Source organism: Halorussus sp. AFM4, assembly GCF_051194995.1.
GTDB lineage: Archaea > Halobacteriota > Halobacteria > Halobacteriales > Haladaptataceae > Halorussus.
The window spans coordinates 574,702-600,425 of the sequence record NZ_JBNTJT010000003.1; the positions used below are offsets into that span (position 1 = coordinate 574,702).

Here is a 25,724-nt window from a genome sequence, read left to right on the forward strand (position 1 = left end):
TCGCCGCTGTTTCGTTAACAGTAGTGTCGATGCCACCAAAACTACTTTTTATTGGAAGGCGATGTGCGGATATGGCATTCCGACTGTCAGACGAGCAGCGCGCCATCCGCGAGGCGGTCCGGGCGTTCGGCGAGGAGGAGATCGAGCCGGTCGCCCGCGAGCACGACGAGAAGAAGGAGTACCCCGCCGACCTGGTCGAGAAGGCGGCCGAGCTCGACTTCGTCGCGCCCTCCATCCCCGTCGAGTACGGCGGCGCCGGCATGGACACGCTGTCGACGATCATCGTGACCGAGGAGCTGTGGCGCGCCGACCCCGGCATCGGGAGCGCCATCGGGAGCCGCGGGTTCGGCTCCAACATGATCCGGAAGTACGGCGACGAGTGGATGAAGGAGGAGTGGCTCCCCCGGATCGCCTCGGGCGAGTCGGCCTGCTGTAGCTGCATCTCCGAGCCCGCCCACGGCTCGAACGTGGCGGGCATTGAGACCCGGGCGGAGAAGGACGGCGACGAGTACGTCATCGACGGCAACAAGATGTGGATCACGAACGGCACCGTCGCGGACGTCGCCGTGGTGATGACCAAGACCTCGCCCGACGAGGGCCACAGGGGCATCACCGCGTTCCTCGTGCCGACCGACAGCGAGGGGTTCCGGACCGAGAAGATCGACAACAAGCTCGGCATCCGGGCCTCCGACCTCGCGGAGGTCATCCTCGACGGCGTCCGGGTGCCCGAGGAGAACGTCATCGGCGAGGTCGGCAAGGGGTTCTACCAGCTCATGGACTTCTTCGCCAGCGGGCGGGCCAGCGTCGCGGCCCAGGCGGTCGGGACGGCCCAGGCCGCGCTCGACGCCGCGCTCGACTACGCCGACGAGCGCGAGCAGTTCGGGCAGAAGATCGGCGAGTTCCAGGCCATCGAGCACAAGCTGGCGGAGATGGCGACCAACGTCGAGGCCGCCCGGTCGCTGACCTACCGCGCCGCGTCGTACGTCGAGGACGGCGACGACCAGCTGGCGACCCAGTTCGCGAGCATGGCCAAGCTGTTCGCCAGCGAGCACGCGGTCGACGTGGCCGACGAGGCCATCCAGGTCCACGGCGGCGCGGGCTTCGTCACCGACCACCCGGTCGAGCGCTACTACCGGGACGCCCGCATCACCAAGATCTACGAGGGGACCAGCGAGATCCAGAAGAACATCATCGCCGACAACATCCAGTGACCATGCCCGGACACGAAACGTGGACCGACCGACAGGAGACGACGACGGTGACCGTCGACGGGCACGAACTGGAGGTGGCGTACTTCGAGGACGGCGAACAGCAAAGCGACGACCCGCCGGTCGTCTTCCTCCACGGCATCCCGACGTGGTCGTTCCTCTGGCGCGACGTCGCGCCCGAGATCGCCGCGGACCGCCGCGTGATCGCGCCCGACCTGCTGGGCTACGGGAACTCCGCGATGCGCGACGGCTTCGACCGGTCGATCCGCGCGCAGGAGGAGATGGTCGACGCCCTGCTCGACGAGCTCGGCGTCGAGACCGTGTCGCTGGTCGCCCACGACATCGGCGGCGGGGTCGCGCTCCGCTACGCCGCGCACAACCCGGACGCCGTCGAGGAACTGGTGCTGTCGAACGCGGTCTGCTACGACTCGTGGCCGGTCGAGTTCATCAACGGTCTGGGCCTTCCGTCGACGGCCGAGATGCCCGACGAGGAGCTCGATTCGAAGCTCGACTTCGCGTTCGCCGACGGGCTCTACGACGACGAGGGCCACGAGGAGTTCGTCGAAGGGATGAAGGCGCCCTGGCAGTCCGAGGACGGGAAGCTGTCGCTGTCGCGGAACGCGGTCGCGACCAACACCAACCACACCACCGAGCTCGACTACGAGGCCATCGAGGCCGAGACGCTGCTGCTGTGGGGCGGCGACGACGTCCTCCAGCCGGTCTCGTACGCCGAGCGCCTGGCCGAGGACATCGGTGACGCCGAGGTGGTGACGCTCGACGACGCCTACCACTGGGTCGTCGAGGACCGGCCCGAGGCGTACCGCGACCGGCTCGCGGAGTTCCTGAAACAACAAGGGTCATAAACCGCTCGTGGGAAGCAACTATCATGACTGACGGAGCGGACCCGCCGAACTGGAGCTTCAAGGACCGCGACATCGCGATCCTCCGGGAGCTGACCCGCGACCCCCAGCTCTCCTCGCGGGAGCTCACCACCATCCTCGCCGAGGAGTACGACATCGAGGTCTCGCACGTCACGGTCAGCGAGTCCATCCGCGAGATGCGCAACGAGGGCGTGTTCCGCGAGGCCATCATCCCCAACGAGGAGTACTACATCTTCGGGCTGTTCGAGTTCAAGTTCAACACCGAGCACTTCGCGGAGGGGTGGCGCGACGCGATGGAGTACATCCGCGACGACCCCCACACCCTGTTCTACTTCCTCTCGGACGGCGAGTACCAGTGGAAGACGGTGATGATGTTCCCGACCAGGGCGGACGAGTCGCGCTGGATCCACGAGTGCTACAAGGAGCACGGCGACGTCATCGCCAACATCCGCAACTCGGTCATCCACAACGTGCTCAAGTTCGGCACCGACCCCGAGATCTTCGAGGGGCTGAACGGCGAGTACCGGGAGTGAGGCTCCGGCACCGACGGAGCCGGGGTCGCGGGCGCCCGGGCCCGACCCCGGAACCCGGCTACGCGTCCGACTCGAGTTCGTCGAACAGGGCCCGGACGCGGCGCTCGATCTCGTCGCGGACGCGGGCCACCTCCTCCGGCGACTTCCCGTCCGGATCGTCGAGGGCCCAGTCGCGGTTCTCGCCGGCCCACCCCGCGGGACAGACGTCCTCGGCGGAACAGCCCATCGTGAGCACGTAGTCGCTGTCCCGTATCTCCTCGAACGCGACCTCGCGCGGCGTCCGGTCGCCGATGTCGATGCCGACGTCCCGCATGGCCCGCACGACCTCCCCGTGGACCGCGTCGGCCGGGCGCGTCCCGCCGGTGACGAGCTCGACGCGGTCGCCGAGCCCGCGGCGGTCGCGCTCGCGCTCGGCGAACGCGTGGGCCATCTGAGACCGGCCGGCGTTCTGGACGCAGACGAAGGCGACGCGCGTCGAATCGGAGTGATTGGTGTCGGACATGGTCAGTCGGAGTAGGCGACGCCGGCCGCCCCGTCGGCGTCGGGGAACAGGCTCGACTTCGTCGCGAGGGCGACCCGGACGAGCGCGAGCATCACGGGCACCTCGATGAGCGGGCCGACGACGGTCGCCAGCGCCACGTTGCTGCCGATGCCGAACACCGCGACCGCGACCGCGATCGCCAGCTCGAAGTTGTTCGAGGAGGCCGTGAACGCGAGGCTGATGCTCTCGGTGTAGTCGAACCCGAGGAGCGCGCTGACGCCGTACGCCAGCCCCCACATCCCCGCGAAGAAGACGAACAGCGGGACGGCGATCAGGACGATCTGGCCGGGGTTCGAGACGATGTAGTCGCCCTTGAGCGCGAACATCACGACGACCGTGAACAGCAGCCCGAGGAGGCCCAGCGGACCGATCCGGGGGACGAACCGCTCGTAGTACGTCTCGCGACCGACCGTGCGGAACGCGACCTTCTGCGTGAGGTACCCCAGGACGAGCGGGAGGCCGAGGAAGACGCCGACCATCTGGGCGATGAGCCCCATCGAGACCGAGACGGTCGTGTCCCGGAGGACGGTGAGGAAGAGGAACGCGTAGGGGACGAACAGCGCGATCTGGAGCAGGCTGTTGACCCCGACGCAGACCGCGCACATCTCCTGGTTCCCGTCGGCCAGCTCGTTCCACACAAGCACCATCGCGATGCAGGGCGCGATGCCGACGATGATGAGCCCGGTCACGAACTCGGGGTGGCCGCCGAGGAAGAACACGGCGAGGCCGTACATGACGAACGGCGCGACCAGCCAGTTGAACGCCAGCGTCAGCCCGATCTCCCTGCGGGCGGTCCGGGTGACCCGCGGGATGCGGCCGTAGTCGATCTCGGCCATGATGGGGAAGATCATCACGAACAGCCCGACCGCGATGGGGAGGCTGGTCCCGTGCCAGGTCACCGCGTTCAGGGCGTCCGCGACGCCGGGGACGAACCGGCCGAGCGCGACGCCGACGAGCATCGCGAGCCCGATCCAGAGCGTGAGGTACCGGTCGAGGACGTTCAGGTCGTCGCTCACGCGTCCACCTCGCCGTCGGCGGTCGCGAACAGGTCCTCGGCCAGCCGCGTGCTGGTGTAGTACCGCCAGTTGCCGTCCTTGCGTCGGTCGACCAGGCCCGCGTCCGCGAGGTCCGAGAGCGCGTGGCTGACCGCGCTCTCGCTGACGTCCACGAGCGGTTCGAGCTCGCAGACACAGAGCTCGTCGTCGGCCGCCGAGAGGAGGCGGGTCAGGCGGTACCGGGTCTCGTTCCCGAGGACGGCGAAGACGGTCGACGCGCCGTCGTCCGCGAACGTCTCGTCCGCGAGTTCGTCGAGTTCGTCGAGGCGCCGGCTCACGTCGTCGTCGCAGCACTCGCCGACATCGTCGGCGATGAGCCGGCGGAGTCGCGTTTCGGTCTCGGCCATACCGCTGCTTGAATGACAGCGCATATAGCGCTGTTGGTCTGAACCGGGATTCAGACAGCTCCGCTCTCGGTCGCGGGTGAAATCCCGTTTCGGAACCTCAGTCCCCGCTTCGGACCGTTCGCGCAGGAATCGGCCACCACCCGAACGCTTATATTAGCAGACCCTAATATTAGCATGTGCTAAAATGAGTGGGCAAGAGGCGGACGGTCGACGACCCGAGGCACAGGACCAGTCGTCCGAGACGCGGGACCGGCGAGACGTCGGCTGCTGTTCGGTCGGCCGCCACTCGCTGACGGACGGCGAGGTGGCGTCCGACGTCGACGCCCTCGCGACCCTCGGCAACGACACCAGGTACGAGGCGCTCCGGCTCATCGCCGAGGCCGACGAGGACCTCTGCGTCTGCGAGCTCGAACCCGCGCTCGGCGTGAGCCAGAGCGCGGTCAGCCAGGCGCTCTCCCGGCTCTTCAGCGCCGGCCTGGTCGAGCGCCGCAAGGAGGGGCGGTGGCGGTACTACACCGCGACGCCCCGCGCGCAGCGACTCATCGACGTGCTCGACGAGACGAGGGGCGAGACCGATGACTGATACCGATACCACCACTGACGCGGAGACGGACCGCAACACCGACGCGGACGCCGGCCCCGCAACCGACCAGCGCGAGCGCCCCGACGCCGCCGAACGGCGCACCGCCGTCCGCGAGCGGTACTCGCGCATCGCGGAGGAGTCCTCGTCGTGCTGCGGCGACGCGAGTTCCTGCAGCGATTCGTCGGACGACCGGGCGAAGCGGCGCGGCTACTCTGCCGAGGAGCTCGACGCCGTCGACGGGGACGCGAACCTGAACCTGGGCTGCGGCAATCCGACCGCGCTCGCCGGGCTGGAACCGGGCGAGACCGTCCTCGACCTCGGCTCCGGCGGCGGGTTCGACTGCTTCCTCGCGGCCCGCGAGGTCGGGCCCGAGGGTCGGGTCGTCGGCGTCGACATGACGCCCGAGATGGTCGAGAAGGCCCGCGAGAACGCCGAGACCAACGACGCGTCGAACGTCGAGTTCCGGCTCGGGGAGATCGAACACCTACCGGTCGCGGACGCGTCGGTGGACGCGATACTCTCGAACTGCGTGATCAACCTCTCGCCGGACAAGCCCCGGGTGTTCCGCGAGGCGTACCGCGTCCTCCGACCGGGCGGGCGCCTCGCCGTCTCGGACGTGGTCCTGACCGCCGACCTGCCGACCGACGTCGCGACCGATTTGTCGTCGATCGCCGGATGCGTCGGCGGCGCGGCGTCGATCCCCGCGCTCGAAGCGATGCTGACCGACGCCGGGTTCGCGGACGTGTCCATCGAACCGAAGTCCGACAGCGACGAGTTCATCCGCGAGTGGGACGACGACCGCGACCTGAGCGAGTACGTCGTCGCGGCGACGATCGAAGCCGAGAAACCGGCGACCGAGTCCGGCGCGTAACGTGAGACATCACACCAGCAACTCCAGATAACAATGTACAGGCCACCCCTCGACCCCAGAGACAGTCCGCTCGTCGACCAGCCCACGTGGCGCAGCGTCGCCGCGAGCTACCTCCTCGCGGCCGCGATCCCGATCGTGCTGTGGATAGCGACCCGACCGATCGCCGGACTCGTCACCGTCGCGGCCGTCGCCGGGCTGATCGTCGGCGCTCGCCGCGCTTACCGGCTCCGGCGCTGCTTCCGCGACTGCCGGGGATTCGCGTTCGACCTCGGCGGTCGGGCCCGGATCACGGTCTCCCGGATTCCCGCCGATGAGCCGAACTGACCGGCGGTCCGTCGGACGGAACCGCACTGCAATCCGCACGGGCGCCGAAACCAACCTGCCGCTGGAACCCCCCGAAACTGCATGTCACGACCGCCGATAACCCTCGAACGGACCGACCGAGAGAGCGTGCGCCGCGTCGAATCCCTGCTGAAGGCGAACGACCTCCCCTACGAAGACGTGCGAGCGAACCCCGAGCAGTTCTTCCTCGCCCGCGCCGACGGGACGCGTATCGGCGCCGGCGGCGTCGAACCGCACGGGTCGACCGGGCTCCTCCGGTCGGTCGTCGTCGCGGAGTCCCACCGCGGCCGCGGCTACGGCGCCGCCCTCTGCGACGCGCTGGAGGACCGCGCGCGGGCCGACGAGGTGGAGACGCTGTACCTGCTGACCACGACCGCGGCGGCGTTCTTCCGACGGCGCGGGTACGAGGAGATCGCCCGAGAGAGCGTTCCCTCCGCCATCAGACAGACGACCGAGTTCGCCGACCTGTGTCCGGAGACCGCGACCTGCATGCGAAAGCGTCTCTGAGGGCCGGGGCGGAGAGCTATCGACCGGCTGGCGTCTCCGCGAACCGCCGTCGACGGGAAATCGTACGTTCCGACTCGCGACGCCGGCCTACTTCACCAGCGAGAGCAGTTCGCACGACAGCACCGTCTCGTCGGCCCGGTTCAGCACCTCGGCCTCGTACCGGACCACCCCGCTCGCGGTCGGGTGGTCGCGCTCCTCCTTCTCGACCAGTTCCAGTTCGACCCGGATGGTGTCACCGAGTCGCACGGGACCGGTGAACCGCAGGCGGTCGACGCCGTAGAACGCCACCACCTCGGCCCGCTCGTCGCGGACCCGGCGGGTCAGCCCGGTCATCGCCGAGAACACCAGCGCGCCGTGGGCGATTCGCTCGCCGTACGCCGACGCCTCGCCCGCCGCCTCGCTCGTGTGCAGCGGGTTGAAGTCGCCGCTCACGCCCGCGAAGTTCGTCACGTCGGCCTCGGTGATGGTCCGGGTCGGCGTCTCGATCGTGCGACCGACTTCCAGGTCCTCGAACGCGACGGTCACGGGTCCTCCTCGCCTCCCGCTTCGCCGCGGAACAGCCGGTAACTGGCCCGGCCGACCGCGATATCGGTTCGTCCCTTCTCGCCGCCGTCGCCCTCGGGGTCGTCGCTCTCGACGGTCACCTCGGTGACGCCCATCGACCCGCCGGCCCGGACCACCTCGGCCGTGGCGCGGAGGTCGCCGGTCGCCGGCCGGAGGTACGAGACGTTGAGGTCGGTGGTCGTGAGCGCGGCCTCCGCCGGGTCGTCGAACGTGGTCCGGAGGACGAACCCGCTGGCGGTGTCGACCAGCGTCGCCGCGATGCCGCCGTGGACGACCGGGGTCCCCTCGGGGTCGGGGTTGACCAGCTTCTCGTCGTACGGCACCGACATGACCAGCCGGCCGGGCGCGACGTCCTCGACGGTCACCCCGAGCCACGAGAGGTAGCCGTGGCGGTCGACGAACGCCTGCATCTCGGCGGTGGCGTCGGCGGACAGCTCCTCGCCCATGGGGTCACTCACCGCGGAACTCCGGCTCGCGGTCGTCGCGGAACGCCGCGGTGCCCTCGCGGACGTCGTCGGTGCTCATCAGGAGGCCGAACCCCTGGCTCTCTAGGGCGAGCGCGGCGTCGAGGCTGGCGTCGGCACCCTCGTTCAGCACCTTCTTGGCCACCTTGAGCCCGATGGGCGGACCCTCCAGCACGTCGTCGACGAACTCCGAGACGGTGTCCTCGAACTCGGACTCGGGGACCGCCCGGTTGATCAGCCCCCACTCCTCGGCGCGCTCGGCGTCGATGCGGTTGCCACGGAAGACGAGTTCCTTCGCGCGGGTCTCGCCGAGCAGCCGGAGCAGGCGCTGGGTGCCCCCGCCGCCGGGGATGAGCCCCAGCCCGATCTCGGGCGAGCCGAACTCGCTGCCCTCGGTCGCGATCCGGAGGTCGCAGGCCAGCGCCAGTTCCAGCCCCGCGCCGAGGCAGTAGCCGTCGACCTTCGCGATGACGGGGCGCTCGAAGTCGTTGACCGTCTCGAACGCGGGCGTGACGTCCATCGCGTCGGTGGGCTCGACGTCGGCGAACCCGCCGATGTCGGCGCCGGCGCTGAACGCCCGGTCGCCCGTCCCCTCGAAGGTGACGCACCGGACGTCCTCGACGTCGACCGACGACAGCAGGTCGTCGATCTCGTCCAGCAGGTCGGTCGAGAGGGCGTTCATGCGCTCGGGGCGGTCGAGTTCGACTTCGAGGAGGCCGTCGTCGGACAGCTCGTAGTTCAGCAGCCGGTAGTCGCCCGGTCCCGAACCGCCGGCCCCGCCGTACTCGTGGAAGCCAGCGCCCGCGTCCTCGCCGGTCCGGCCGGACTCGACGAGTTCGACCAGGTAGTCGTCCGGTTCGAACCGGTCCTCGCCGGTCTCCTCGCGGAGCGTCCGGAGCTTGTCGAGCACGGTGTCGAGACCGATTTTGTCCGCGCGCCGGCAGATTCCCTCCGGGAAGCCCAGTCCGAGCTTGACCCCGGTGTCGACCTCCTCGGGCGTCGCGACGTCGTCGCCGACGAGCCGGGCGGCCTCGTTGACCATCCGGGCCTCGACGCGCAGCGTGTCGAAGCCCTCGCCGTCGCCGGGCTCGTAGTCGACGCCGTCGCCGTCGACGGCTTCGCCGTCTGCCTGAGACGTCTCCGACGTCTCTCTGTCCTCGTAGTCGTAGAACCCCTTGCCGGTCTTCCGGCCGAGCTCGTCGTTCTCGACCTTCTCCTCGGTGATGGGCGGGACGGGTCTGCCGGCCTCCTTCCGGACGTGGTAGCCCACGTCGATGCCGGTGAGGTCGGCCAGCTCGAAGGGGCCCATCGGGTACCCGCGCTGGTGGACCATCGCCGCGTCGGCCTCCCGGACGGTGGCCTCGCCGTTCGAGACCATCCACGCGGACTCGTCGGTGAACGGCCCGAGCACCGTGTTGACCACGAAGCCGTTGACGTCCTTCCGGACGTAGATGGGCGTCTTGCCCAGCGACTCGACGAACTCGTAGGCGGTCTCGGCGGTCTCGTCGGCGGTCTCCTCGCCGTAGATGACCTCCACGAGGTCCATCTTCACCGGCGGGTTGAAGAAGTGCATCCCGACCACGTCCTCGGGCCGCGAGGTCGCCGAGGCCATCTCGGTGATGCTCAGGCTGGAGGTGTTCGACGCCAGGATCGCGCCGTCGGGCGCGAACTCGTCGAGGTCCCCGAAGATGTCCTTCTTGAGGTCCATCCGCTCGGGGGCGGCCTCGACGACCAGGTCGGCGTCGGACACCGCCGATTCGAGGTCGGTCGTGGTGTCGATGCGGCCCAGGATCTCCTCGACCGACTCGTCGAGGCGGTCCTTCTCGGCCAGCTTCTCCAGGCTCCACTCGATGTCGTCGTAGCCGTCTTCGACGAGGTCCTCCTCGATGTCGCGCATCGTCACGTCGTAGCCCGCCATCGCGGCGACCTCGGTGATGCCGTGGCCCATGTTGCCCGCGCCGAGCACCGCCACTCGGCGGATGTCAGGACGTGTCATACGGTACTCCGTTTCGCGACATCGCGCCTTAACTCCACCGGGAACTGCTTACCTCTGTAAAACAGTTGTGGTCATAGCGGAAACAACGGTGTCTTTCAGCAGCAGAAGGCAGTCGTTGTTAATCGCACCGCGACGACCGCCGGCTCACTCCCCGGGCGTGAACCGCAGGTCGGGGTCGTCGAACCGGTCGCGCAGCACCTTCTTGTCGAACTTGCCGGTCGCGGTCCGGGGCACTTCGTCGACGAAGGCGACGTCGTCGGGGAGCCACCAGTCCGGGAACTCCCCGTCGAGGAAGTCGAGCAGTTCCTCGGCCGAGAGGTCGGCGCCGTCCCGGACCACCACGCAGGCCAGCGGGCGCTCGCGCCACCGCTCGTGGGGCACCGCGACGACCGCGGCCTCGACCACGTCCTCGTGGGCCATCAGCGCGTTCTCGAGTTCGATGGTGGAGATCCACTCGCCGCCGCTCTTGACGACGTCCTTCGCGCGGTCCACGACCTCGATGTAGCCGTCCTCGTCGACACTGGCGATGTCGCCGGTCTTGAGCCACCTTCCGGAAGAGCGGAGCTCTTCCGACTCCCCGCTCGCTTTGCTCGCGGGGACGTCTTCGAACTCCTCCTCGTTCGCCTCGGGCCGGTTGTAGTACTCGGTGACGACGGTCGGACCCCGGACGTACAGCTCGCCGACCGACTCGCCGTCCCAGGGCTGTTCCTCGCCGTCGTCGTCATCGGACTGCGTCCGATTGCTCGAGGCGCTTTGCGCCTCGGTGTCGACGATCTTCATCTCCAGGCCGGGCGAGAGCAGCCCCTGCTTGGCGCGCTTGGCGAACCGGGCCTCGCGGTCCCAGTCGGCCATCCCCGCCTTCGGCCGGGAGACGCTGCCGATGCTCATCGTCTCGGTCATCCCCCAGGCGTGGTCGATGGTCACGCCGTACTCGTCCTCGTACCGGCGCATCACGCCCTCGGGCGCGGCGCTGCCGCCGACCACGATGCGCTCCAGCGAGGAGATGTCGCCCTCGTTGTCGTCGAGGTAGTCCAGCACGTCGATCCAGACCGTCGGCACGCCCGCGGTGAGGGTGACGCCCTCCGCCTCGATGAGCTCGACCAGGTCGGCCGCGTCCGGGCTCGGCCCCGGGTAGACCTGCGTGGCGCCCGCCATCGTGGCGGCGTACGGGAACTCCCAGGAGTTGACGTGGAACATCGGGACGACCGGCAGCACCACGTCGTCCTCGTCGATGTCGAGGCCCGCCGGGGTCATCACCATCAGCGAGTGGGCGTAGATCATCTCGTGGGTGTACTCGACGCCCTTCGGCTTCCCCGTGGTCCCCGACGTGTAGCACATGCCCGCGGGCTGGTCGCCCGACAGGGCCGGCCACTCGAAGTCGGCGGCGCCAGCCTCAATCAGGGCCTCGAAGGAATGGACCGGCAGGTCCGTGTCGTCGGGGACCGCGTCCTCGTCGCCCATCACGACCGCGGCCTCGACGCCGTCGAACCGGTCCCAGAGGCGCTCGACCGTCTCGAAGGGGTCGCCGGGGTCGACCAGCAGGACGTCGTCGCCGGCGTCGTTCACGATGAACTCGACGTGGTCGTCGCTCAGCTGGACGTTGATGGTGTGCAGCTGGGCGCCCATCAGCGGCGCGGCGTAGTACGCCTCGAAGTGGCGGTGGTGGTTCCAGCCGAACGTCCCCACGCGGTCGCCCTCGCCGACGCCGATGTCGGCCAGCCCGGCCGCCAGCGACCGGACGCGGTCCTCGACGTCGGCGTAGGTGTACCGGTGGACGCCGTCGCGGGTCCGGGCGACGACCTCCGTCTCGGGGAACAGGTTGGCGGCCCGCCAGAGGAACGGCCGGACCGTCATGTCGGTCGCCACGCCGGCTCACCCCTGCTCCCTGCCGCTGCGGCCCTCGGCGGGCGCGGTCTCGCCCGACGTGAGGTTGCTCCGCACCCGCCGCCACAGGCTCTTGATGCCGCCGGTGACCCCGTTCTCGAAGAACATCACGACCGCCAGCAGGATGACGCCGAACACGAGCTGCCACCGGGCCGCCAGCGCCGGGTACTGGTCGATGGTGAACCGGATGTACTCGTAGACGAACGAGCCCACCGTCGGGCCGAGGAACGAGTACGGGCCGCCGATGACGGTCACCAGCACCGGCGTGGCCGAGAACGTCCAGTGGCCGATGCCCGGGACGACGCTGCTCTGGAGCGGCGCCCACATCGTGCCGACCAGCCCGGTGAACGCCGCGCTGACCACGAACGTCGCCCACGAGTGGCGCGTCACGTCGATGCCCAGCGACCGGGCGCGCTCGGGGTTCTCACGGATGGCCAGGCAGACCCGGCCGAACGGCGACCGGACCACCCGCCAGAGCGCGTACATCGAGCCCAGGAACGCCGCCAGAACGACGAAGTAGAACGCGAGGTAGTCGGAGATGTTCATGAACGTGAACGTCCATCCGAACAGGTCTACCTCGCCCATCGCGCGGTAGGAGACGATGAGCCCGTCGTCGCCGTTGGTGACCAGGAGCTCGGTCGCGGTCTCGCCGAGCCCGAGGATGTCGGCGAGCTGGCCCGTGATGTCCTGGAGCAGCATCACGAACACCGCCATGCTGAACGACAGCGTGATCATCGCGAAGTAGATCTCCTCCAGCTGGACGCTGAGGTAGCCGACGGGCACCGCGAGCAGCGTCGCGAACGCCACGCCCACCAGCACCGCGAGCCCGAACGTCGCCAGCACGCTGGCGCCGCCGAACAGCTCCTCGAGGCCCAGCAGCGGGCCGACGACGTTGAACACCTTGGCGGTGGCGTACGCGGCCACCGCGAGGAACATCGCGTGGCCGAACGACAGCAGGCCGGTGTAGCCGTACAGCAGGTTGAACGCCGTCCCGAAGATGGCGATGAGCAGCATCGTGATGAGCAGCGACGTCTCGACCGGCCCGAGGTACAGCGGCGCGGCGGCGAGCAGGGCGAGGACGGCGATACCGGCGACGACGACCGCCAGGTCGCCGTCCCGGACGCGGTCGCGGACAGTGTCTGTGTAGCTCATGGATGAACGGGTGAGGCTGTGAAGCGGGCGCCGGCTCAGACGCCCGGCGGCAGGTTGGTGTCGGCCTGGCTCAGCAGTTCGGTGAGCCGCTGGCGGCCCACGCTGATCGACTGGGACGGCTGGAGCCCGACCCCGTCGTACGGCACGTCGTCCTTACTGCTGGTGGTCCCGATGATGGTCGGGGCCTGGGCCTGGTGGGAGTCGGCGTCGATGGTGATCGGCCCGCGCGGGTCGTTCTGGTACTGCATCCCCTCGAGCTGGGAGATGATGTCGTCCGGGTTCGTGCTGCCGGCGTTCTCCATCGCCCGCTTGTACATCCAGAGCGCCGACCAGGCGCTCGGCCCGGTGAACGACGGGATGCCGATGGTGTCGGTGTTCGCGTACTCCTGGGTCCAGGCGTTCAGGAAGTCCCGGTTGTTCTGGTTGTCGTACGTCGAGTGCCAGTACCACGACGAGTAGCTGACCCCCTCGGGCATGCTGTTGCCCAGCGCCTGGAACACGGTCGGGTCGGCCCCGAGCGTGTCGAAGACGTCGGTGGCCTGCTCGAACAGCCCCTGCTGGGTCGCCTGCTGGACGAAGGTGACCGCGTCGCCGCCCCAGAACGACGTGAACACCAGTTCGGGGTTCGCGTTGGCGACGGTGTTGATCTGGGGCGTCATGTTGCTGGCGCCGACCTCCGGGAACTGGCTGGCGACGTACTCGTAGTCGGCCCCCATCGCGTTCGAGAACGCCTTGAAGTACTCCCAGCACTGCTGGCCGTAGGCGTAGTCGGGCCCGAGGTTGGCGACCCGGGTGACGTCGAGGTTCTCGTTGGCGTACTTCGCCATCGCGTACGTGTTGATGGCGGTGTTGGCGTTGGTCCGGAAGTGGACCCGGGTCCCCTGGGCGTTGTCGCCGTACTTCTGCTCGTCGTGCTCGGTGATGAACGGCGTCCCGATGTCGGTCAGCGTGAGCGGGACGCCGAGCTGGGCGACCGTGGGCGCGGTCGACAGCGTCACGCCAGAGGAGGTCAGCCCGATCATCGCCGCGACGCCCTGGCGCTGGACCAGGTCCCGGAAGTGCTGGTTGGCGGTCGCGGCGCTGTTCTCGTGGTCCCGGACGATGAGCTGGACGTCCCGGCCCAGGATGCCGCCGGCCTCGTTGATCTTCTTGACGGTGAGCTCGGCGGCCGCGACCGAGGCCGCCCCGAGCGACTGGCCCAGCCCCGACAGCAGGTACACCGCCCCGATCTTGAGCGGCTTGTTCTGTGCGGTGACGTTCCCCACCGGCCCCGCCAGCCCGGCGACGCCGGCCGCGCCGGCGGTCCCGAGGAACGCGCGGCGATTCCACCCCGTCGATTCGGCTTCCCCGTCCCCCTCCCCGTGGGGACTGTTATCTGATGTCATGAAACCCACGAATCCTTGATGATAGAATCGAACATATACCTTCGCCTGAGTACGGGGTGACACCGGTCTCGATTATATCACTAATTTTTACTGCATTTACTGTCGTCCCGGATAACATCCAAATTTCCCAGGTTCCTAGAAATTATGCCGGCTTTTTCCTGCGATTTCCCGGTGAAATCGGCGAAACGTTTAATCGTTTTCTCGGTGAGCCGTGCGTATGGTTGACATTGGCCTGGTCGCCGACCAGGTGATCACGGGCCTCAGCATCGGCGCCCAGCTGTTCCTCGTCGCGATCGGGTTGAGCCTCATCTTCGGCGTCCTCGACGTGCTCAACTTCGCCCACGGCGCGCTGTACATGATCGGCGCCTACGTGGCCGTGACGATGGTCAACGGGCTCACGGTGTTCGGGGTGAGCGTCCCGCGGCTCGGCTTCTGGCCGGGCGTGGTCGCCGCCCTCGTCGTCGTGGGCGTGCTCGGCGCGGTCATCGAGATGGGGTTCATCCGCCGGCTGTACGGCCGCCAGGAGGAGGTGCTCGACCAGCTCCTGCTGACGTTCGCGTTCGTGCTGATTCTCACCGACCTCACCCGCATCACCTTCGGCACCGGCCAGTTCGTCATCTCGCCGCCCGCGGGGCTGCAGGGCACCGTCCGGTTCACCGACTCGCTGGCGGCGCCGACCTACCGGGCGTTCCTCGTGGTGATGTCGGTGCTGGTGCTCGGCGCGCTGTTCGCGGTCCTCCGGTTCACCAACGTCGGCCGGCTGGTCCGGGCGACCGCGAGCGACCGCGACATGGCCCGGCTGCTCGGCATCGACGTCTCGCGGCTCTACACCGGCGTGTTCTTCGTCGGCGCCGTGCTCGCCGGCCTCGGCGGCGCGCTGGCGGCGCCGGTCGGGGCGGTCAGCCCGGCGATGGGCAACCAGGTCATCATCAACGCGTTCGTGGTCGTGGTCATCGGCGGCCTCGGCTCGTTCACGGGCGCGTTCGTCGGCGCGTACGTCATCGGGCTGCTCATCGCGGTCGGCAGCATCGTCATCTCCGGGGCGGGCCAGCTGCTGCCCTTCCTGGCGATGATCGCCGTGCTCGTGCTCAAACCGCAGGGGCTGTTCGGCGGCGAGGAGGGGGCGACGTGACGACCGTCCTGCGGACCGACGGCCTGACCCGCCGGTTCGGCGCGCTGGTCGCGGTCGACGACGTCAGCGTCGCGATCGACGACGCCGACATCACCAGCATCATCGGCCCGAACGGCGCGGGCAAGACCACCTTCTACAACCTGCTGGCCGGCCAGCTGGAGCCCTCGGCGGGCCGGGTCGAGATCCGCCCGCGCCGCGAGGAGTCCATCGTCGACGACGGAGCGACCGAGGCCGACGACGGCGCCGCGACCGACGGGGGCACCGCGGCGGGCGGCGCGGGCGACGAGGGGCCGGGACCGACGGCCGGGACCGAAGCGACCGGAGGCGACGACCTCGTCGATGTGACCGGGATGGAGCCCCACGAGATCAACCGGCTCGGCCTCGCCCGGGCGTTCCAGATCAACAACGTGTTCGAGCGGCTGACCGTGCTGGAGAACGTCCGGATCGCCCGCATCAGCCGGGACGGCCGGACGCTCGACTTCACGTCGATCGCGGCGACCGACGACGACCTCAACGCCGAGGCCCGGCGGGTGCTCGAACTCACGAACCTCTCGGGGGTGGCCGAGACGAGGTGCGCGAACCTCTCCCACGGCGACGTCCGGAAGGTCGAGATCGCGCTGGCGCTCGGGACCGACCCGTCGGTCGTGCTGCTCGACGAGCCGACCGCGGGGATGAACGCGACCGAGACCCGGCGGATGGTCGAGCTCATCGACGACCTGAACGAGCGCACCGACACGACGTTCCTCGTCACCGAGCACGACATGGAGGTGGTGCTGGGCATCTCGGACCGCATCCTGGTGTTCGACGGCGGACAGCTCATCGCCGACGGCACCCCCGACGAGGTGATGGCCGACGAGCGCGTCCGGGAGGCGTACCTGGGAGGTGAGGAGTGATGGCGCTCCCCGGAGGCGGTGGAGCGACGGCGCTCCCCGGAGGTGAGCGCTGATGGCGCTGCTCGAACTGGAGGACGTCGACGTCTACTACGGCAACAGCCACGTCATCTTCGACCTCTCGCTCGCCGTCGAGGAGAACGAGGTGGTGGTGCTGCTCGGCCGGAACGGCGCGGGCAAGACCACCACGCTCCGGAGCATCGTCGGCACCGTCCCCCGGCGCGAGGGGATCATCCGGTACCGCGGCACCGACATCGTGACGACCCCGGTCAACCGCATCAGCCGGATGGGGGTCAAGCTCGTGCCCGAGGACCGGCGCATCTTCCCGACGCTGACCGTCGAGGAGAACCTCCGGGTCGCGGCCGAGACCGCCGAGGACCCCCGGCCGGTCGAGGAGATGTACGACGTCTTCCCGACGCTCGACGACCTCCGGGACAGCCGGGGCCGGGACCTCTCGGGCGGCGAGCAGCAGATGCTGTCGGTCGGCCGGGCGCTGGTCCAGAACCCCGACCTGCTGCTGCTCGACGAGCCGACCGAGGGGCTGGCGCCGGTCATCGTCGACGACCTGCGGCGGGTGTTCGCCGACATCGTCGAGCGGGACGTGACCGTGCTGCTGACCGAGCAGAACGTCCAGTTCGCGCTCGACCTGGCCGAGCGGGCCTACATCATCGAGAAGGGGTCGAACGTCTGGGACGGCAGCGTCCCCGAGCTCCGCGAGCGCGAGGACCTGCTGGAGGAGTACCTCTCGGTGTCGGTCGCCGAGTCGGACTGACCGCGAACGTCCCGGGGGGCGACGGCCATCCGGTGAGGCTGACGTCGCACGGATGCGGACGACGCTGCGAGGGCAGGACGCGGACTGCGCCGCGAGGGCACCGGCTCCGCCCGCGAGTCGCAGCGAGCGCGAACTGTGTCGTTCCCGACGCGACCGGCGGTGGCCAGCGAGCATTTTGCCCCGACCGGCATTGACGGGACTATGGAGTGGGGGTTCAACCGGAACCAGATCGCGTGGGGGCTCCTGGGCCTCCTCATCGTGGTGATACTCGCGACGGTCGCGCTGGAGCTGGTCGGGACGCTCGGGTTCGCGGTGTTCCTCTACTACGCGCTCCGACCGGCGGAGGAGCGGTTGGAGGAGCGGTTCGACGACCACCCCGACGTCCCGCCGACGCTCTCGCTGCTGCTGGTCGGCGTGCCGTTCCTGCTCATCGTCGGGTACACCGGGCTGGTCGCGTTCCGCGAGTTCTGCCAGATCGCCCACTCCCAGCAGATCCAGTGGCTGCAGTCGTACCTCGACCCGTACATCGCGAGCGGGTCGTGCCTGGACTTCCGGGCGGTCGGCCGCCAGATACTCGGGCTCTCCCGGCCGGGCACCGCCAACCAGACCGCCCAGGCCAACGTGACCGGCGGGGCGACCCCGCCCGGCCAGGCCGGTGGGGCAAACCTGCTCGCGGGCAACATCAGGGCGTACGCCACCACGATCATCAAGATCCTCGTGCGGGTGTTCATCGTGGTCGTCGTGGCGTTCTACCTGCTGCGCGACGACGAGGCCATCTCGACGTGGTTCAAGAAGAGCTTCGACTACGACGAGGCGGTGCTGGACTTCGCCGACCGGGTCGACCGCGACCTCGAACACATCTTCTTCGGCAACCTCCTCACCATCGTCGTCACGACCGTCATCGCCGTCGGCGTCTACCTGGCGCTCGGCAGACTGGTCCCCGCGGGTCGGATCGCCCGCCCGATCCTGCTGGGACTCGCCACCGGCGTCGCGGTCATCATCCCCGTCGTCGGCATGAAGATCGTCTACGTCCCCTACTCGGTCTGGCTGCTGCTCCGGGCCACCGGGAAGGGGAGCGCGATGCCGGTGTGGTTCCCGGTCCTCTTCTTCGTCGTCACCTTCGTCGTCGTCGACACCGTCCCCGACTTCTGGATCCGGTCGTACCTCTCGGCGGGCGAACTCACCCTCGGGATGATCATGCTGGCCTACGTGCTCGGCACCGTGGTGTTCGGCTGGTCGGGGCTGTTCATCGGCCCCATCGTGCTCGCGGTCGGTTACCACTTCGCGAACGCGGTGCTCCCGAAGCTGATCGCCGGACACGCGGTGTAGACCGTCCGCATCGCGGCGGCCTCCGGGCGGACCCAGCTCCGCGGACTATCGCCGAAAGAACGGGCCGGTGGCGGCGCGCACAGGATTACGTGAGCGCGTCGACGATCCACGCGATGACGCCGAGCGCGATGAGCGCGATGCCGATCGTCGAGGTGAACGGCTCCGGGAAGAAGAACAGGATGACCCCGGCGATCAGGAGCAGTCCGATGAGCCCCTCGTCCCACCAGCTCCCGCCCTCGTCCTCCTCGGCGTACGCCGAGTCGTACTCGGTGTCGCCGTACGCGTCGTCGCCGTACGCGTCATCGTCGTCGTAGACGTCCTCCCTGTACTCGTCGCGTCCGGCGACTTCGTCGTCGTAGTCGTCCTCTCCGTACTCCGCGTCCTCGTTGTATGAGTGGTCGTCGGGCACATCGGTTCGAAGGGCCGCGACGTCGTTAGGGCTTTGGGCAGATTCGCGACGGTGCGCGCCCGACTCGCCCGGGATCGCCCGGACCGGGTCGCCGCCCGCCGGCGATTCCGGGCCCGACCGCCGACCGCGGCCCGACCGGGACCCGCCGATCTACTCGGCCGCCTCGCGGTCGCGGAGCTTCCGGCGCTGGATCTTGCCGGTGGTGGTCTGGGGCAGCTCGTCGAGGAACGCGATCTCCCGGGGGTACTCGTGCTTCGCCAGCCGGTCCCGGACCAGTTCGCGGATCTCCTCGCGGAGCGCGTCGTCGCCGTCGACCCCGGAGACCGTCTGGACGAACGCCTTGATTATCTCGCCGCGCCTCTCGTCGGGGACGCCGACGACCCCGACCTGCTCGACGTCGGGGTGTTCGAGGACCGCGCTCTCGACCTCGCCCGGACCGACGCGGTAGCCCGCGGTGATGATGACGTCGTCGTCGCGCGCCTTGAACCAGAAGTACCCCTCGTCGTCGCGCGAACCCAGGTCGCCGGTGAGGTGCCATTCACCGCCGTCCGGCCCGGTGACGCTCGCGGCCGCGGTCTTCTCCGGCTGGTTCCAGTACTCCCGGAAGACGACCGGGTCCTCGCCGCGCCGGACCGCGATCATCCCGACCTCGCCCCGGGAGCGGCGCTCGCCGGTCTCCGGGTCGACGATCGCGACGTCGTGGCCGGGGACGGGCTTGCCCATGCTGCCCGCCCGCGCCGGAAACCAGTCCCGGCAGTTGGCCACCAGCAGGTTGGCCTCGGTCTGGCCGTACAGCTCGTTGACCGCGACGCCCGACAGCGCCTCGTCGGCCCAGTCGAGGATTTCGGGCGTCAGCGGCTCGCCGCCCGAGCAGACCGCCTTCAGGTCGAGGTCGTACCGCTCCGCCGGGTCCGGGACGTCCATCATCATCCGGATGGCGGTCGGCGGGAGGAACGCGTCGGTGACGCCGAACTCCGCCAGGAGCTCGTAGGCGGTCTCGGCGTCGAACCCGCCCATCGGGTGGCCGACCACCGGCCGGCCGTGGTGCCACGCCGGGAAGATCAGGTCGCCCAGCGCGCCGATCCAGGCCCAGTCGGCGGGCGTCCAGAACACCGACTCCGCGACGTCGCGCTCGAAGTACATGTAGAACGCCGGGCAGTGGCCCAGCCAGACGCCGTGACCGTGGAGCACGCCCTTCGGCGGGCCGGTGCTCCCGCTGGTGTACATGACGATGGCGGGCGTGTCGGCGTCGGTGTCGGCGGTCTCGAATCCGGCCGCCCGATCTCCTTCCCCGCGGAGCGCCGCAAACGGTTCGACGTCGGCCGGCGGCTCGTCGGCGTCGACGGCGACGACGTGCTCCAGGTCGGGGCAGTCGTCGTGGACCGCCTGCACGGTGTCGAGGACCGACTCGTCGGCGACGACTGCGGTGGCTCCGGAGTCGTCGAGCCGGTACCGGAGCGCGTCCTCGCCGAACAGCACCGACAGCGGTAGCGACACGGCGCCGAGTTTCCAGCACGCGAGGTGCGTTATCGGGTTGGCCGGCTTCTGGGGCACGACCACCGCCACGCGGTCACCGCGCCCGACCCCGCGGTCGGCCAGCCCGCGGGCGACGGCGTCCGACAGGTCGTCGAGGTCGCCGAAGGTGTAGGTCGCCCGCGTCCCGTCCGGGTCGGCCTGGTACAGCGCGGGCCGGTCGGGCTCCTCGTGCTTGCCCACCAAATCGTAGGCGGCGTTGTAGTCGTCGGGAATCTGGTCCCACGAGAACTCCTCGCGGGCCCGCTCGTAGGTGTCGGCGTCGAGCGTGATGCGCCAGGGCATGGTACTCTACTCACCCGGAAGTGCCACCCTCGTACGACGGGGACGGCATAAAACGTGTGGGTAGATGCCATCCGTCAAGGTCGTCGCCTGGACCGGTCCGCGCCGACCGACGCCGGACCTCAGGCGCTCGCCAGCAGTTCCTCGACGTGGCGCCGCCCGAGCGCGATGGTGTCGTAGTCCTCGGTGCCGATCTCCAGCGTCGCGGTGCCCGACCAGCCCTCGTCGGCCAGCGCCGCCAGCACCGTCGCGAAGTCAATCCGCCCCATCCCGACCGGGAGGTGCTCGTCGTCGCCGCCGCGGGTGTCGACCAGGTGGAGGTGGCCGATGCGGTCGGCGTGCTCGCGGCAGAACGCCGCCATCCCGGCCTCGTCCATCCCGGCGAGCAGCGCGTGGCTCGTGTCGAAGGTCATCGACGCGTCGGGGTACCGCTCCAGGAGTTCGTCGAACGTCGTCGCGTCGTAGTAGCTCGAGACGACGTTCTCGACGCAGGGCTCCAGGCCGCGGTCGCGGGCCGCCGGGACGAGTTCGTCCAGGCCGGCGTGGACGAACCCGCGGCGCTCCGCCTCGGTCCACCCCAGGTCCCAGGCGTTCGAGGAGGGGTGGAACACCACCGTGTCGGCGCCGAGGTCGGCCGCGAGGTCCATCCCCGCTGTCAGTTCGGCGACGGCGCCCTCCCGGGCCGGCGCGAACGGGGACCCCGGGTCGACGGTGAAGGGCAGGTGAACCACCACGCCGAGTCCGGCTTCCGCCAGCGTCGCCCGCATCTCGTCGACCCGGTCGGCGATGCGTTCGCGGGCGTACGGGCCGTCGAGCAGCACCTCGACGAAGTCGAACCCCTCGCCGGCGGCCCACGGGACGGCCTCGTCGAACGCCATACCGAGGCCGACGGTGAACCCGAGGTCGAGGCCGGGCGCTCGGTCGGTCTCCTCGTCGGTTCGTGACATGGATAGCGAATCACGACGCCTCGGGGCATAGTGATTCCGGAACTTCGCCTCCCGCCGGGTCAGGGCCCGACCCGTCGCCGCGGCCCGCGCGTCGGCCCCGCCTCACCGCGCGGTCCACCCGCCGTCGACCGCGAGGCACTCGCCGGTGACGTACGAGGCGGCGTCGCTCGCCAGGAAGACGGCGGGGCCGGCCACCTCCTCGGGGTCGGCGAACCGGTCGAGCGGCGTCCGGTCGACGATGGACGCCCGGAGGCGCTCGCTCTCGCGGAGTTCCTCGGTCAGGTCGGTCCGGACGTACCCCGGCGCCAGGGCGTTGACCCGGACGTCGGGCGCCCAGTCGAGCGCCATGCTCTTGGTGAGCCCGACCAGGCCGTGCTTCGAGGCGACGTAGGGGTGCTGGCGGGGCAGCCCCACGAGCCCGCCGACGCTGGCGACGTTGACGACCGTCCCGCCGCGCTCGGCGAGCGACTCGGCCGCGGCCCGCGCGCAGTGGAACGCGCCGCCGAGGTTCACGTCGGTCGTGAAGTCGAACGCTTCGCCGTCGACGTCCTCGGGCGGCCCGAGCGCGGCGTCGGGGTTGATGCCCGCGTTGTTGACCACCGCGTCGACCCCGCCGAGTTCGTCGTCGACCCGGTCGAACAGCTCCCGGACCGCCGCCTCGTCGGTCACGTCGGTCGGCGCGACCAGCGACGACGCCCCGCGGTCGCGGACGTCCGCGACGGCCGCCTCGACCGTCTCCTCGGTGCGCGAGGTGGGGACCACGTCGGCGCCGGCGTCTGCGAACCCGCGGGCGATGGCGCGACCGATGCCGCGGGTGCCGCCGGTGACGACGGCGACGGTGCCCGAGAGGTCGAAGGCGTCGAGGTCTGTCATGGGTCGAGGGTCGGCCCCCGGCGGCAAAACGATTTGGTCGCGCGGAGGGGTGTTCGGGGGCCACGTCGGAAGGCTACACAGACAGCCGAGGGTGGGACTGAAAGGGGCCGCCCGCTCGCGCCCGAAGGGCGTGGTCGTCTGGCCGACCCCTATCCGAGGCGAGCCTGCGAGCCGAGGATATGTCGGCCAGCGACCGCGAGCGGGCGGGGGCTTTCGAAGCAATCACACTGCCAGTTCTGCGGTTAGCGGTCACGCTGAGACGACCGCCGGTGCGCGAACAAGAAGCAAGAACTTCAAAGCGGTTCGTCCCCGTCGATGATGCGCTTCGCGCGGGCGGCCAGGTCGGGCACCCGGTGCTCCATCACCGGGTACATCGGGTCGTCGCTGTTGCCCTCGAGGTAGCGCCGGTAGAACATCTCGCCGAGTGCGGCCAGCTTGTACACCGCCAGCGCCCGGTAGAACCGGTCGTGTTCGTACTCGATGCCGGTGGTGTCCTCGTAGCGTTCGACCAGTTCCCTGCGAGTCGGATACCCCTCGGCCTCCATGAACGTCGCCTCGAGCTCGGGCGAGGCGGGCTCGGGGTCGCCCGGGTCCCGCCAGTACGACAGCATCCAGCCCAGGTCGGCCAGCGGGTCGCCCAGCGTCGCCATCTCCCAGTCGAACACCGCGGTGAGCTCCGGCGGCGTGCCGGGTGCGAACGCCACGTTGTCGAGCTTGTAGTCGCCGTGGACCAGCGCGTGCTCGTGGTCGGTCGGGCAGCGCTCGGCGAGCCAGTCGCCGACCTCCCGGAGCTGGGGCACCGTGCGCTCGTCGGCGGTGCGCTCGAACGCCCACTCCAGCTGCTTGGTCCAGCGCTCGACCTGGCGCTCGGTGTAGCCCGGCGGGTGGCCGAACTCGCCCAGCCCGACGTCCTCGTAGGCGACCCGGTGGACGGCCGCGAGCGTGTCGACCAGCTCCTCGCCGACGCGCCGGCGGGCCTCGGGCGTCGCGAACCGGTCGGGCTCGGCGTCCCGGAGCACGTCGCCCGCGACCCGGTCCATCACGTAGAAGTCGCTGCCGATGACGTCGTGGTCCTCGCAGGCCAGCACGGTCGTCGGCACCGGCACGTCGGTGTCCTGGAGCGCGTCCATCACCCGGTACTCCCGGAGCACGTCGTGGGCGGTCTCGGCGGTCTCGCCCGGCGGCGGCCGCCGGACGACCAGTTCCCGGTCGCCCCAGGTCACGAACAGCGTCTCGTTGGAGTGACCCTCGCCGTGGTGGCTGACGGCGAACTCCTCGGCGTCGCCCAGCCGGTCGGCGAGGTACGCCCGGAGCGCGTCGCGGTCGACGAGTCGGTCGAAGTAGTCGCGGTCGTCGCCGGACGGCTCGCGTGTCGCTTCTGTCGGGGTGTCGTCGCGTCCTGTCATGGGTTCGTCCCACCGCACCGTGCGGTCGCTGGGCCGGCGGCCCGCTGCGCGGGCGTCGCCCGGCCCCAGTCGCTCGTGTCGATTGTACGGACAACTCCGGTATAGAACTTACGAGGGTAACGGAATCGGGGAAATGCTTTTACATCGTTGCGGAGAGGTTGGGGTATGGAGTACGACGACCCGACGAGCGGCCGGGAGGTCGCCGAGCGCGCCCGGGCCTTCGTCCGCGAGGAGGTGATCCCCGTCGAGCGGGAGTACCTCGGCGAGGGGCCGGTCCCGGAGGGAGAGCTCACCCAGCTCCGCGAGGCGGCGCGAGAGCGGGGCGTGTACGCGCCCCAGATCCCCGAGGAGTACGGCGGGATGGGGATGGACTTCCGCGAGGTGCTGCCCGTCTTCGAGGCGGCCGGCCGGAGCCTGCTCGGCCCCGCCGCCATCCGCGTCGACGCGCCCGACGAGGGCAACATGCACACCTTAGAGATGGTCGGCACCGACGACCAGAAGGAGGAGTGGCTCCGGCCGCTCGTGGAGGGTGACGTCCGGTCGGGGTTCTCTATGACCGAGCCGATGCCCGGCGCGGGGTCGGACCCGAAGATGATCCGGACGACCGCCGAGAAGGACGGCGACGAGTGGGTCATCGACGGCCACAAGTGGTGGACCACGCAGGGCAGCGAGGCCGACGTGCTGCTGGTGATGGCCCGGACCGACGAGGACGCCCACCCCTACGAGGGCTGCTCGATCTTCCTCGTGCCCGCCGACACGCCCGGCGTCGAGGTCGTGCGCGACATCCCGCACCTCGGCGGCGGCCTCACCGGCGGGAGCCACGCCGAGATCAAGTACGAGAACGTCCGCGTGCCCGAGGAGAACCTGCTGGGCGAGGAGAACGCCGGGTTCGCCATCGCCCAGCGGCGCCTCGGCCCGGCCCGGCTCACCCACTGCATGCGCTTCTCGGGGATGGCCGAGCGCGCGCTCGACGTCGCGAAGGCCTACGCCGAGGAGCGCCGGGCGTTCGACGGGACGCTGTCGGACAAGCAGGCGCTCCGGTTCGAGGTCGCCGAGGCCGAGACTCGGCTCCACGCGGTCCGGACGATGGTCCGGCACGCCGCCCGCCAGATCGCCGCCGGCGAGGAGGCCCGCATCGAGGTGGCGATGAGCAAGGCCTACGCCGCGAACGTCGCCCAGGAGGCCATCGACACCGCGGTCCAGATCTGCGGCGGCAACGGCATCGGCAAGGACCTGCCGCTGGCGGACTTCTACGAGAACGTCCGGCAGTTCCGCATCATCGACGGCGCCGACGAGGTCCACAAGCGGGTCATCGCGCGCAACGCCTTCGAGGACACCGACCGGAGCGAGGTCGAGCACCTGCTGCGGTTCGACGACGAGTAGGGAACCGGTTCTCAAAGCCTGCGACGACGGTCACTCCCGGTCGGGGCGAGGCGCGTTCTCGTACTTGACCATCTTCTCGGGCTTGTCGGAGATCGTCTCGTAGATCCGCTGGAGGGTCTCCTCGGCCGCGACGAGGTTGTGCTCCTCGAGGAATGCCCGACCTTCGTCCGTGAGCGCGTAGAACTTCCAGGGGTACCCCTGGCGACGCTCGTCGTCGGGGAGCGCGACTTCCTCGACGACGCCCGCGTCGATCAATTTCTGGACGTGCTTGTAGACCGTGGCGTCACTGACGCTCGGATTGAGTTGCTCGAGTTCGTACATCGAGGGGAGCTGCTCGGGGTGCTGGAGGATGTTGCTGAGGAGCGCGAACCGCGTCTGCTGGGTCACGAAGTGGACCAGTTCGCGGTTCCCCACCGCGTCGGCGGTCCCCAGGTCAGTACTCATACTACCACCTA

Annotated in this window: 27 protein-coding genes; 12 read left to right on the top strand and 15 right to left on the bottom strand. The window is 69.6% G+C overall.

What is annotated here, in order from left to right; genetic code table 11:
• The first annotated feature begins 71 nt into the window (after positions 1-71).
• From ACQUQF_RS15925 to ACQUQF_RS15935, 3 genes are read left to right on the top strand one after another with little or no spacing between them, the layout of a single operon-like run.
• Positions 72-1,211, top strand: a complete 1,140-nt coding sequence (locus tag ACQUQF_RS15925; RefSeq protein ID WP_435180084.1) for an acyl-CoA dehydrogenase family protein — start codon at positions 72-74, stop codon at positions 1,209-1,211.
• Between the two features lie 2 nt (positions 1,212-1,213).
• Complete coding sequence (locus ACQUQF_RS15930) at positions 1,214-2,071, top strand: alpha/beta fold hydrolase (RefSeq protein ID WP_435180085.1); 858 nt, start codon at positions 1,214-1,216, stop codon at positions 2,069-2,071.
• 23 nt (positions 2,072-2,094) lie between these two features.
• Positions 2,095-2,622: a winged helix-turn-helix domain-containing protein gene (locus tag ACQUQF_RS15935; RefSeq protein WP_435180086.1), complete on the top strand. Its 528-nt coding sequence runs from the start codon at positions 2,095-2,097 to the stop codon at positions 2,620-2,622.
• Between the two features lie 58 nt (positions 2,623-2,680).
• On the opposite strand, the gene ACQUQF_RS15940 is transcribed toward ACQUQF_RS15935, so the two are convergent.
• From ACQUQF_RS15940 to ACQUQF_RS15950, 3 genes are read right to left on the bottom strand one after another with little or no spacing between them, the layout of a single operon-like run.
• Positions 2,681-3,124, bottom strand: coding sequence for a low molecular weight phosphatase family protein (locus ACQUQF_RS15940; protein WP_435180087.1), 444 nt, complete (start codon positions 3,122-3,124; stop codon positions 2,681-2,683).
• Between the two features lie 2 nt (positions 3,125-3,126).
• Positions 3,127-4,179 carry an ACR3 family arsenite efflux transporter gene (arsB, locus tag ACQUQF_RS15945; protein ID WP_435180088.1) on the bottom strand — a complete coding sequence of 351 codons (1,053 nt, stop codon included), beginning with the start codon at positions 4,177-4,179 and terminating at the stop codon, positions 3,127-3,129.
• The gene (locus tag ACQUQF_RS15950) at positions 4,176-4,565 is read right to left on the bottom strand and encodes an ArsR/SmtB family transcription factor (RefSeq protein ID WP_435180089.1); all 390 of its coding nucleotides are present in this window, start codon (positions 4,563-4,565) and stop codon (positions 4,176-4,178) included. Before ACQUQF_RS15950 ends, arsB begins: the two co-directional genes overlap by 4 nt.
• Positions 4,566-4,749: 184 nt before the next feature.
• Here ACQUQF_RS15950 and ACQUQF_RS15955 point away from each other — a divergent pair, with 184 nt between their 5' ends.
• The 4 genes from ACQUQF_RS15955 (at position 4,750) to arsN2 (ending at position 6,868) form a co-directional block, all read left to right on the top strand.
• A complete protein-coding gene (locus tag ACQUQF_RS15955) occupies positions 4,750-5,148 on the top strand; it encodes an ArsR/SmtB family transcription factor (RefSeq protein WP_435180090.1) in 399 nt (132 codons plus the stop codon).
• On the top strand, positions 5,141-6,019 hold the full coding sequence (locus tag ACQUQF_RS15960) for an arsenite methyltransferase (protein WP_435180091.1): 879 nt from the start codon (positions 5,141-5,143) through the stop codon (positions 6,017-6,019). The genes ACQUQF_RS15955 and ACQUQF_RS15960 overlap by 8 nt, the downstream gene beginning before the upstream one ends.
• A 33-nt stretch (positions 6,020-6,052) precedes the next feature.
• Positions 6,053-6,343 (top strand): hypothetical protein, encoded by a 291-nt coding sequence (locus ACQUQF_RS15965; protein WP_435180092.1) that lies wholly within the window; start codon positions 6,053-6,055, stop codon positions 6,341-6,343.
• Between the two features lie 81 nt (positions 6,344-6,424).
• Positions 6,425-6,868 (top strand): arsenic resistance N-acetyltransferase ArsN2, encoded by a 444-nt coding sequence (arsN2, locus tag ACQUQF_RS15970; RefSeq protein WP_435180093.1) that lies wholly within the window; start codon positions 6,425-6,427, stop codon positions 6,866-6,868.
• Between the two features lie 87 nt (positions 6,869-6,955).
• On the opposite strand, the gene ACQUQF_RS15975 is transcribed toward arsN2, so the two are convergent.
• The 6 genes from ACQUQF_RS15975 to ACQUQF_RS16000 form a co-directional block, all read right to left on the bottom strand.
• On the bottom strand, positions 6,956-7,393 hold the full coding sequence (locus ACQUQF_RS15975; RefSeq protein ID WP_435180094.1) for a MaoC/PaaZ C-terminal domain-containing protein: 438 nt from the start codon (positions 7,391-7,393) through the stop codon (positions 6,956-6,958).
• Positions 7,390-7,878: a PaaI family thioesterase gene (locus ACQUQF_RS15980; RefSeq protein WP_435180405.1), complete on the bottom strand. Its 489-nt coding sequence runs from the start codon at positions 7,876-7,878 to the stop codon at positions 7,390-7,392. The genes ACQUQF_RS15975 and ACQUQF_RS15980 overlap by 4 nt, the downstream gene beginning before the upstream one ends.
• A gap of 4 nt (positions 7,879-7,882) precedes the next feature.
• Complete coding sequence (locus ACQUQF_RS15985; RefSeq protein WP_435180095.1) at positions 7,883-9,892, bottom strand: 3-hydroxyacyl-CoA dehydrogenase/enoyl-CoA hydratase family protein; 2,010 nt, start codon at positions 9,890-9,892, stop codon at positions 7,883-7,885.
• A 144-nt stretch (positions 9,893-10,036) separates the two neighbouring features.
• Positions 10,037-11,758, bottom strand: a complete 1,722-nt coding sequence (locus ACQUQF_RS15990; RefSeq protein ID WP_435180096.1) for a long-chain fatty acid--CoA ligase — start codon at positions 11,756-11,758, stop codon at positions 10,037-10,039.
• 6 nt (positions 11,759-11,764) lie between these two features.
• A complete protein-coding gene (locus ACQUQF_RS15995; RefSeq protein ID WP_435180097.1) occupies positions 11,765-12,928 on the bottom strand; it encodes a branched-chain amino acid ABC transporter permease in 1,164 nt (387 codons plus the stop codon).
• Between the two features lie 35 nt (positions 12,929-12,963).
• Positions 12,964-14,313: an ABC transporter substrate-binding protein gene (locus tag ACQUQF_RS16000; RefSeq protein ID WP_435180098.1), complete on the bottom strand. Its 1,350-nt coding sequence runs from the start codon at positions 14,311-14,313 to the stop codon at positions 12,964-12,966.
• A 217-nt stretch (positions 14,314-14,530) separates the two neighbouring features.
• Here ACQUQF_RS16000 and ACQUQF_RS16005 point away from each other — a divergent pair, with 217 nt between their 5' ends.
• From ACQUQF_RS16005 to ACQUQF_RS16020, 4 genes are all read left to right on the top strand, one after another.
• The gene (locus tag ACQUQF_RS16005; RefSeq protein ID WP_435180099.1) at positions 14,531-15,445 is read left to right on the top strand and encodes a branched-chain amino acid ABC transporter permease; all 915 of its coding nucleotides are present in this window, start codon (positions 14,531-14,533) and stop codon (positions 15,443-15,445) included.
• The gene (locus ACQUQF_RS16010) at positions 15,442-16,338 is read left to right on the top strand and encodes an ABC transporter ATP-binding protein (RefSeq protein ID WP_435180100.1); all 897 of its coding nucleotides are present in this window, start codon (positions 15,442-15,444) and stop codon (positions 16,336-16,338) included. The genes ACQUQF_RS16005 and ACQUQF_RS16010 overlap by 4 nt, the downstream gene beginning before the upstream one ends.
• Before the next feature lie 52 nt (positions 16,339-16,390).
• The gene (locus tag ACQUQF_RS16015) at positions 16,391-17,107 is read left to right on the top strand and encodes an ABC transporter ATP-binding protein (RefSeq protein ID WP_435180101.1); all 717 of its coding nucleotides are present in this window, start codon (positions 16,391-16,393) and stop codon (positions 17,105-17,107) included.
• A gap of 201 nt (positions 17,108-17,308) precedes the next feature.
• On the top strand, positions 17,309-18,436 hold the full coding sequence (locus ACQUQF_RS16020; RefSeq protein ID WP_435180102.1) for an AI-2E family transporter: 1,128 nt from the start codon (positions 17,309-17,311) through the stop codon (positions 18,434-18,436).
• A gap of 85 nt (positions 18,437-18,521) precedes the next feature.
• Here ACQUQF_RS16020 and ACQUQF_RS16025 read toward each other — a convergent pair whose 3' ends face one another.
• The 5 genes from ACQUQF_RS16025 to ACQUQF_RS16045 all read right to left on the bottom strand — a co-directional run bounded on the left by ACQUQF_RS16025 (position 18,522) and on the right by ACQUQF_RS16045 (position 23,886).
• Positions 18,522-18,845, bottom strand: a complete 324-nt coding sequence (locus ACQUQF_RS16025) for a hypothetical protein (RefSeq protein ID WP_435180103.1) — start codon at positions 18,843-18,845, stop codon at positions 18,522-18,524.
• A 150-nt stretch (positions 18,846-18,995) separates the two neighbouring features.
• Entirely contained in the window at positions 18,996-20,663 is a 1,668-nt protein-coding gene (locus tag ACQUQF_RS16030) for an AMP-binding protein (RefSeq protein ID WP_435180104.1), read from the bottom strand.
• Positions 20,664-20,782: 119 nt separating this feature from the next.
• Positions 20,783-21,607: a sugar phosphate isomerase/epimerase family protein gene (locus tag ACQUQF_RS16035; protein ID WP_435180105.1), complete on the bottom strand. Its 825-nt coding sequence runs from the start codon at positions 21,605-21,607 to the stop codon at positions 20,783-20,785.
• Between the two features lie 102 nt (positions 21,608-21,709).
• Positions 21,710-22,480, bottom strand: coding sequence for an SDR family NAD(P)-dependent oxidoreductase (locus ACQUQF_RS16040; protein WP_435180106.1), 771 nt, complete (start codon positions 22,478-22,480; stop codon positions 21,710-21,712).
• 293 nt (positions 22,481-22,773) lie between these two features.
• Positions 22,774-23,886: a phosphotransferase family protein gene (locus ACQUQF_RS16045; protein WP_435180107.1), complete on the bottom strand. Its 1,113-nt coding sequence runs from the start codon at positions 23,884-23,886 to the stop codon at positions 22,774-22,776.
• A 165-nt stretch (positions 23,887-24,051) separates the two neighbouring features.
• Between ACQUQF_RS16045 and ACQUQF_RS16050 the strand changes: the two genes are divergently transcribed.
• Positions 24,052-25,269: an acyl-CoA dehydrogenase family protein gene (locus tag ACQUQF_RS16050; RefSeq protein ID WP_435180108.1), complete on the top strand. Its 1,218-nt coding sequence runs from the start codon at positions 24,052-24,054 to the stop codon at positions 25,267-25,269.
• Positions 25,270-25,299: 30 nt separating this feature from the next.
• On the opposite strand, the gene ACQUQF_RS16055 is transcribed toward ACQUQF_RS16050, so the two are convergent.
• On the bottom strand, positions 25,300-25,713 hold the full coding sequence (locus ACQUQF_RS16055) for a PadR family transcriptional regulator (RefSeq protein ID WP_435180109.1): 414 nt from the start codon (positions 25,711-25,713) through the stop codon (positions 25,300-25,302).
• Positions 25,714-25,724 lie beyond the last annotated feature (11 nt).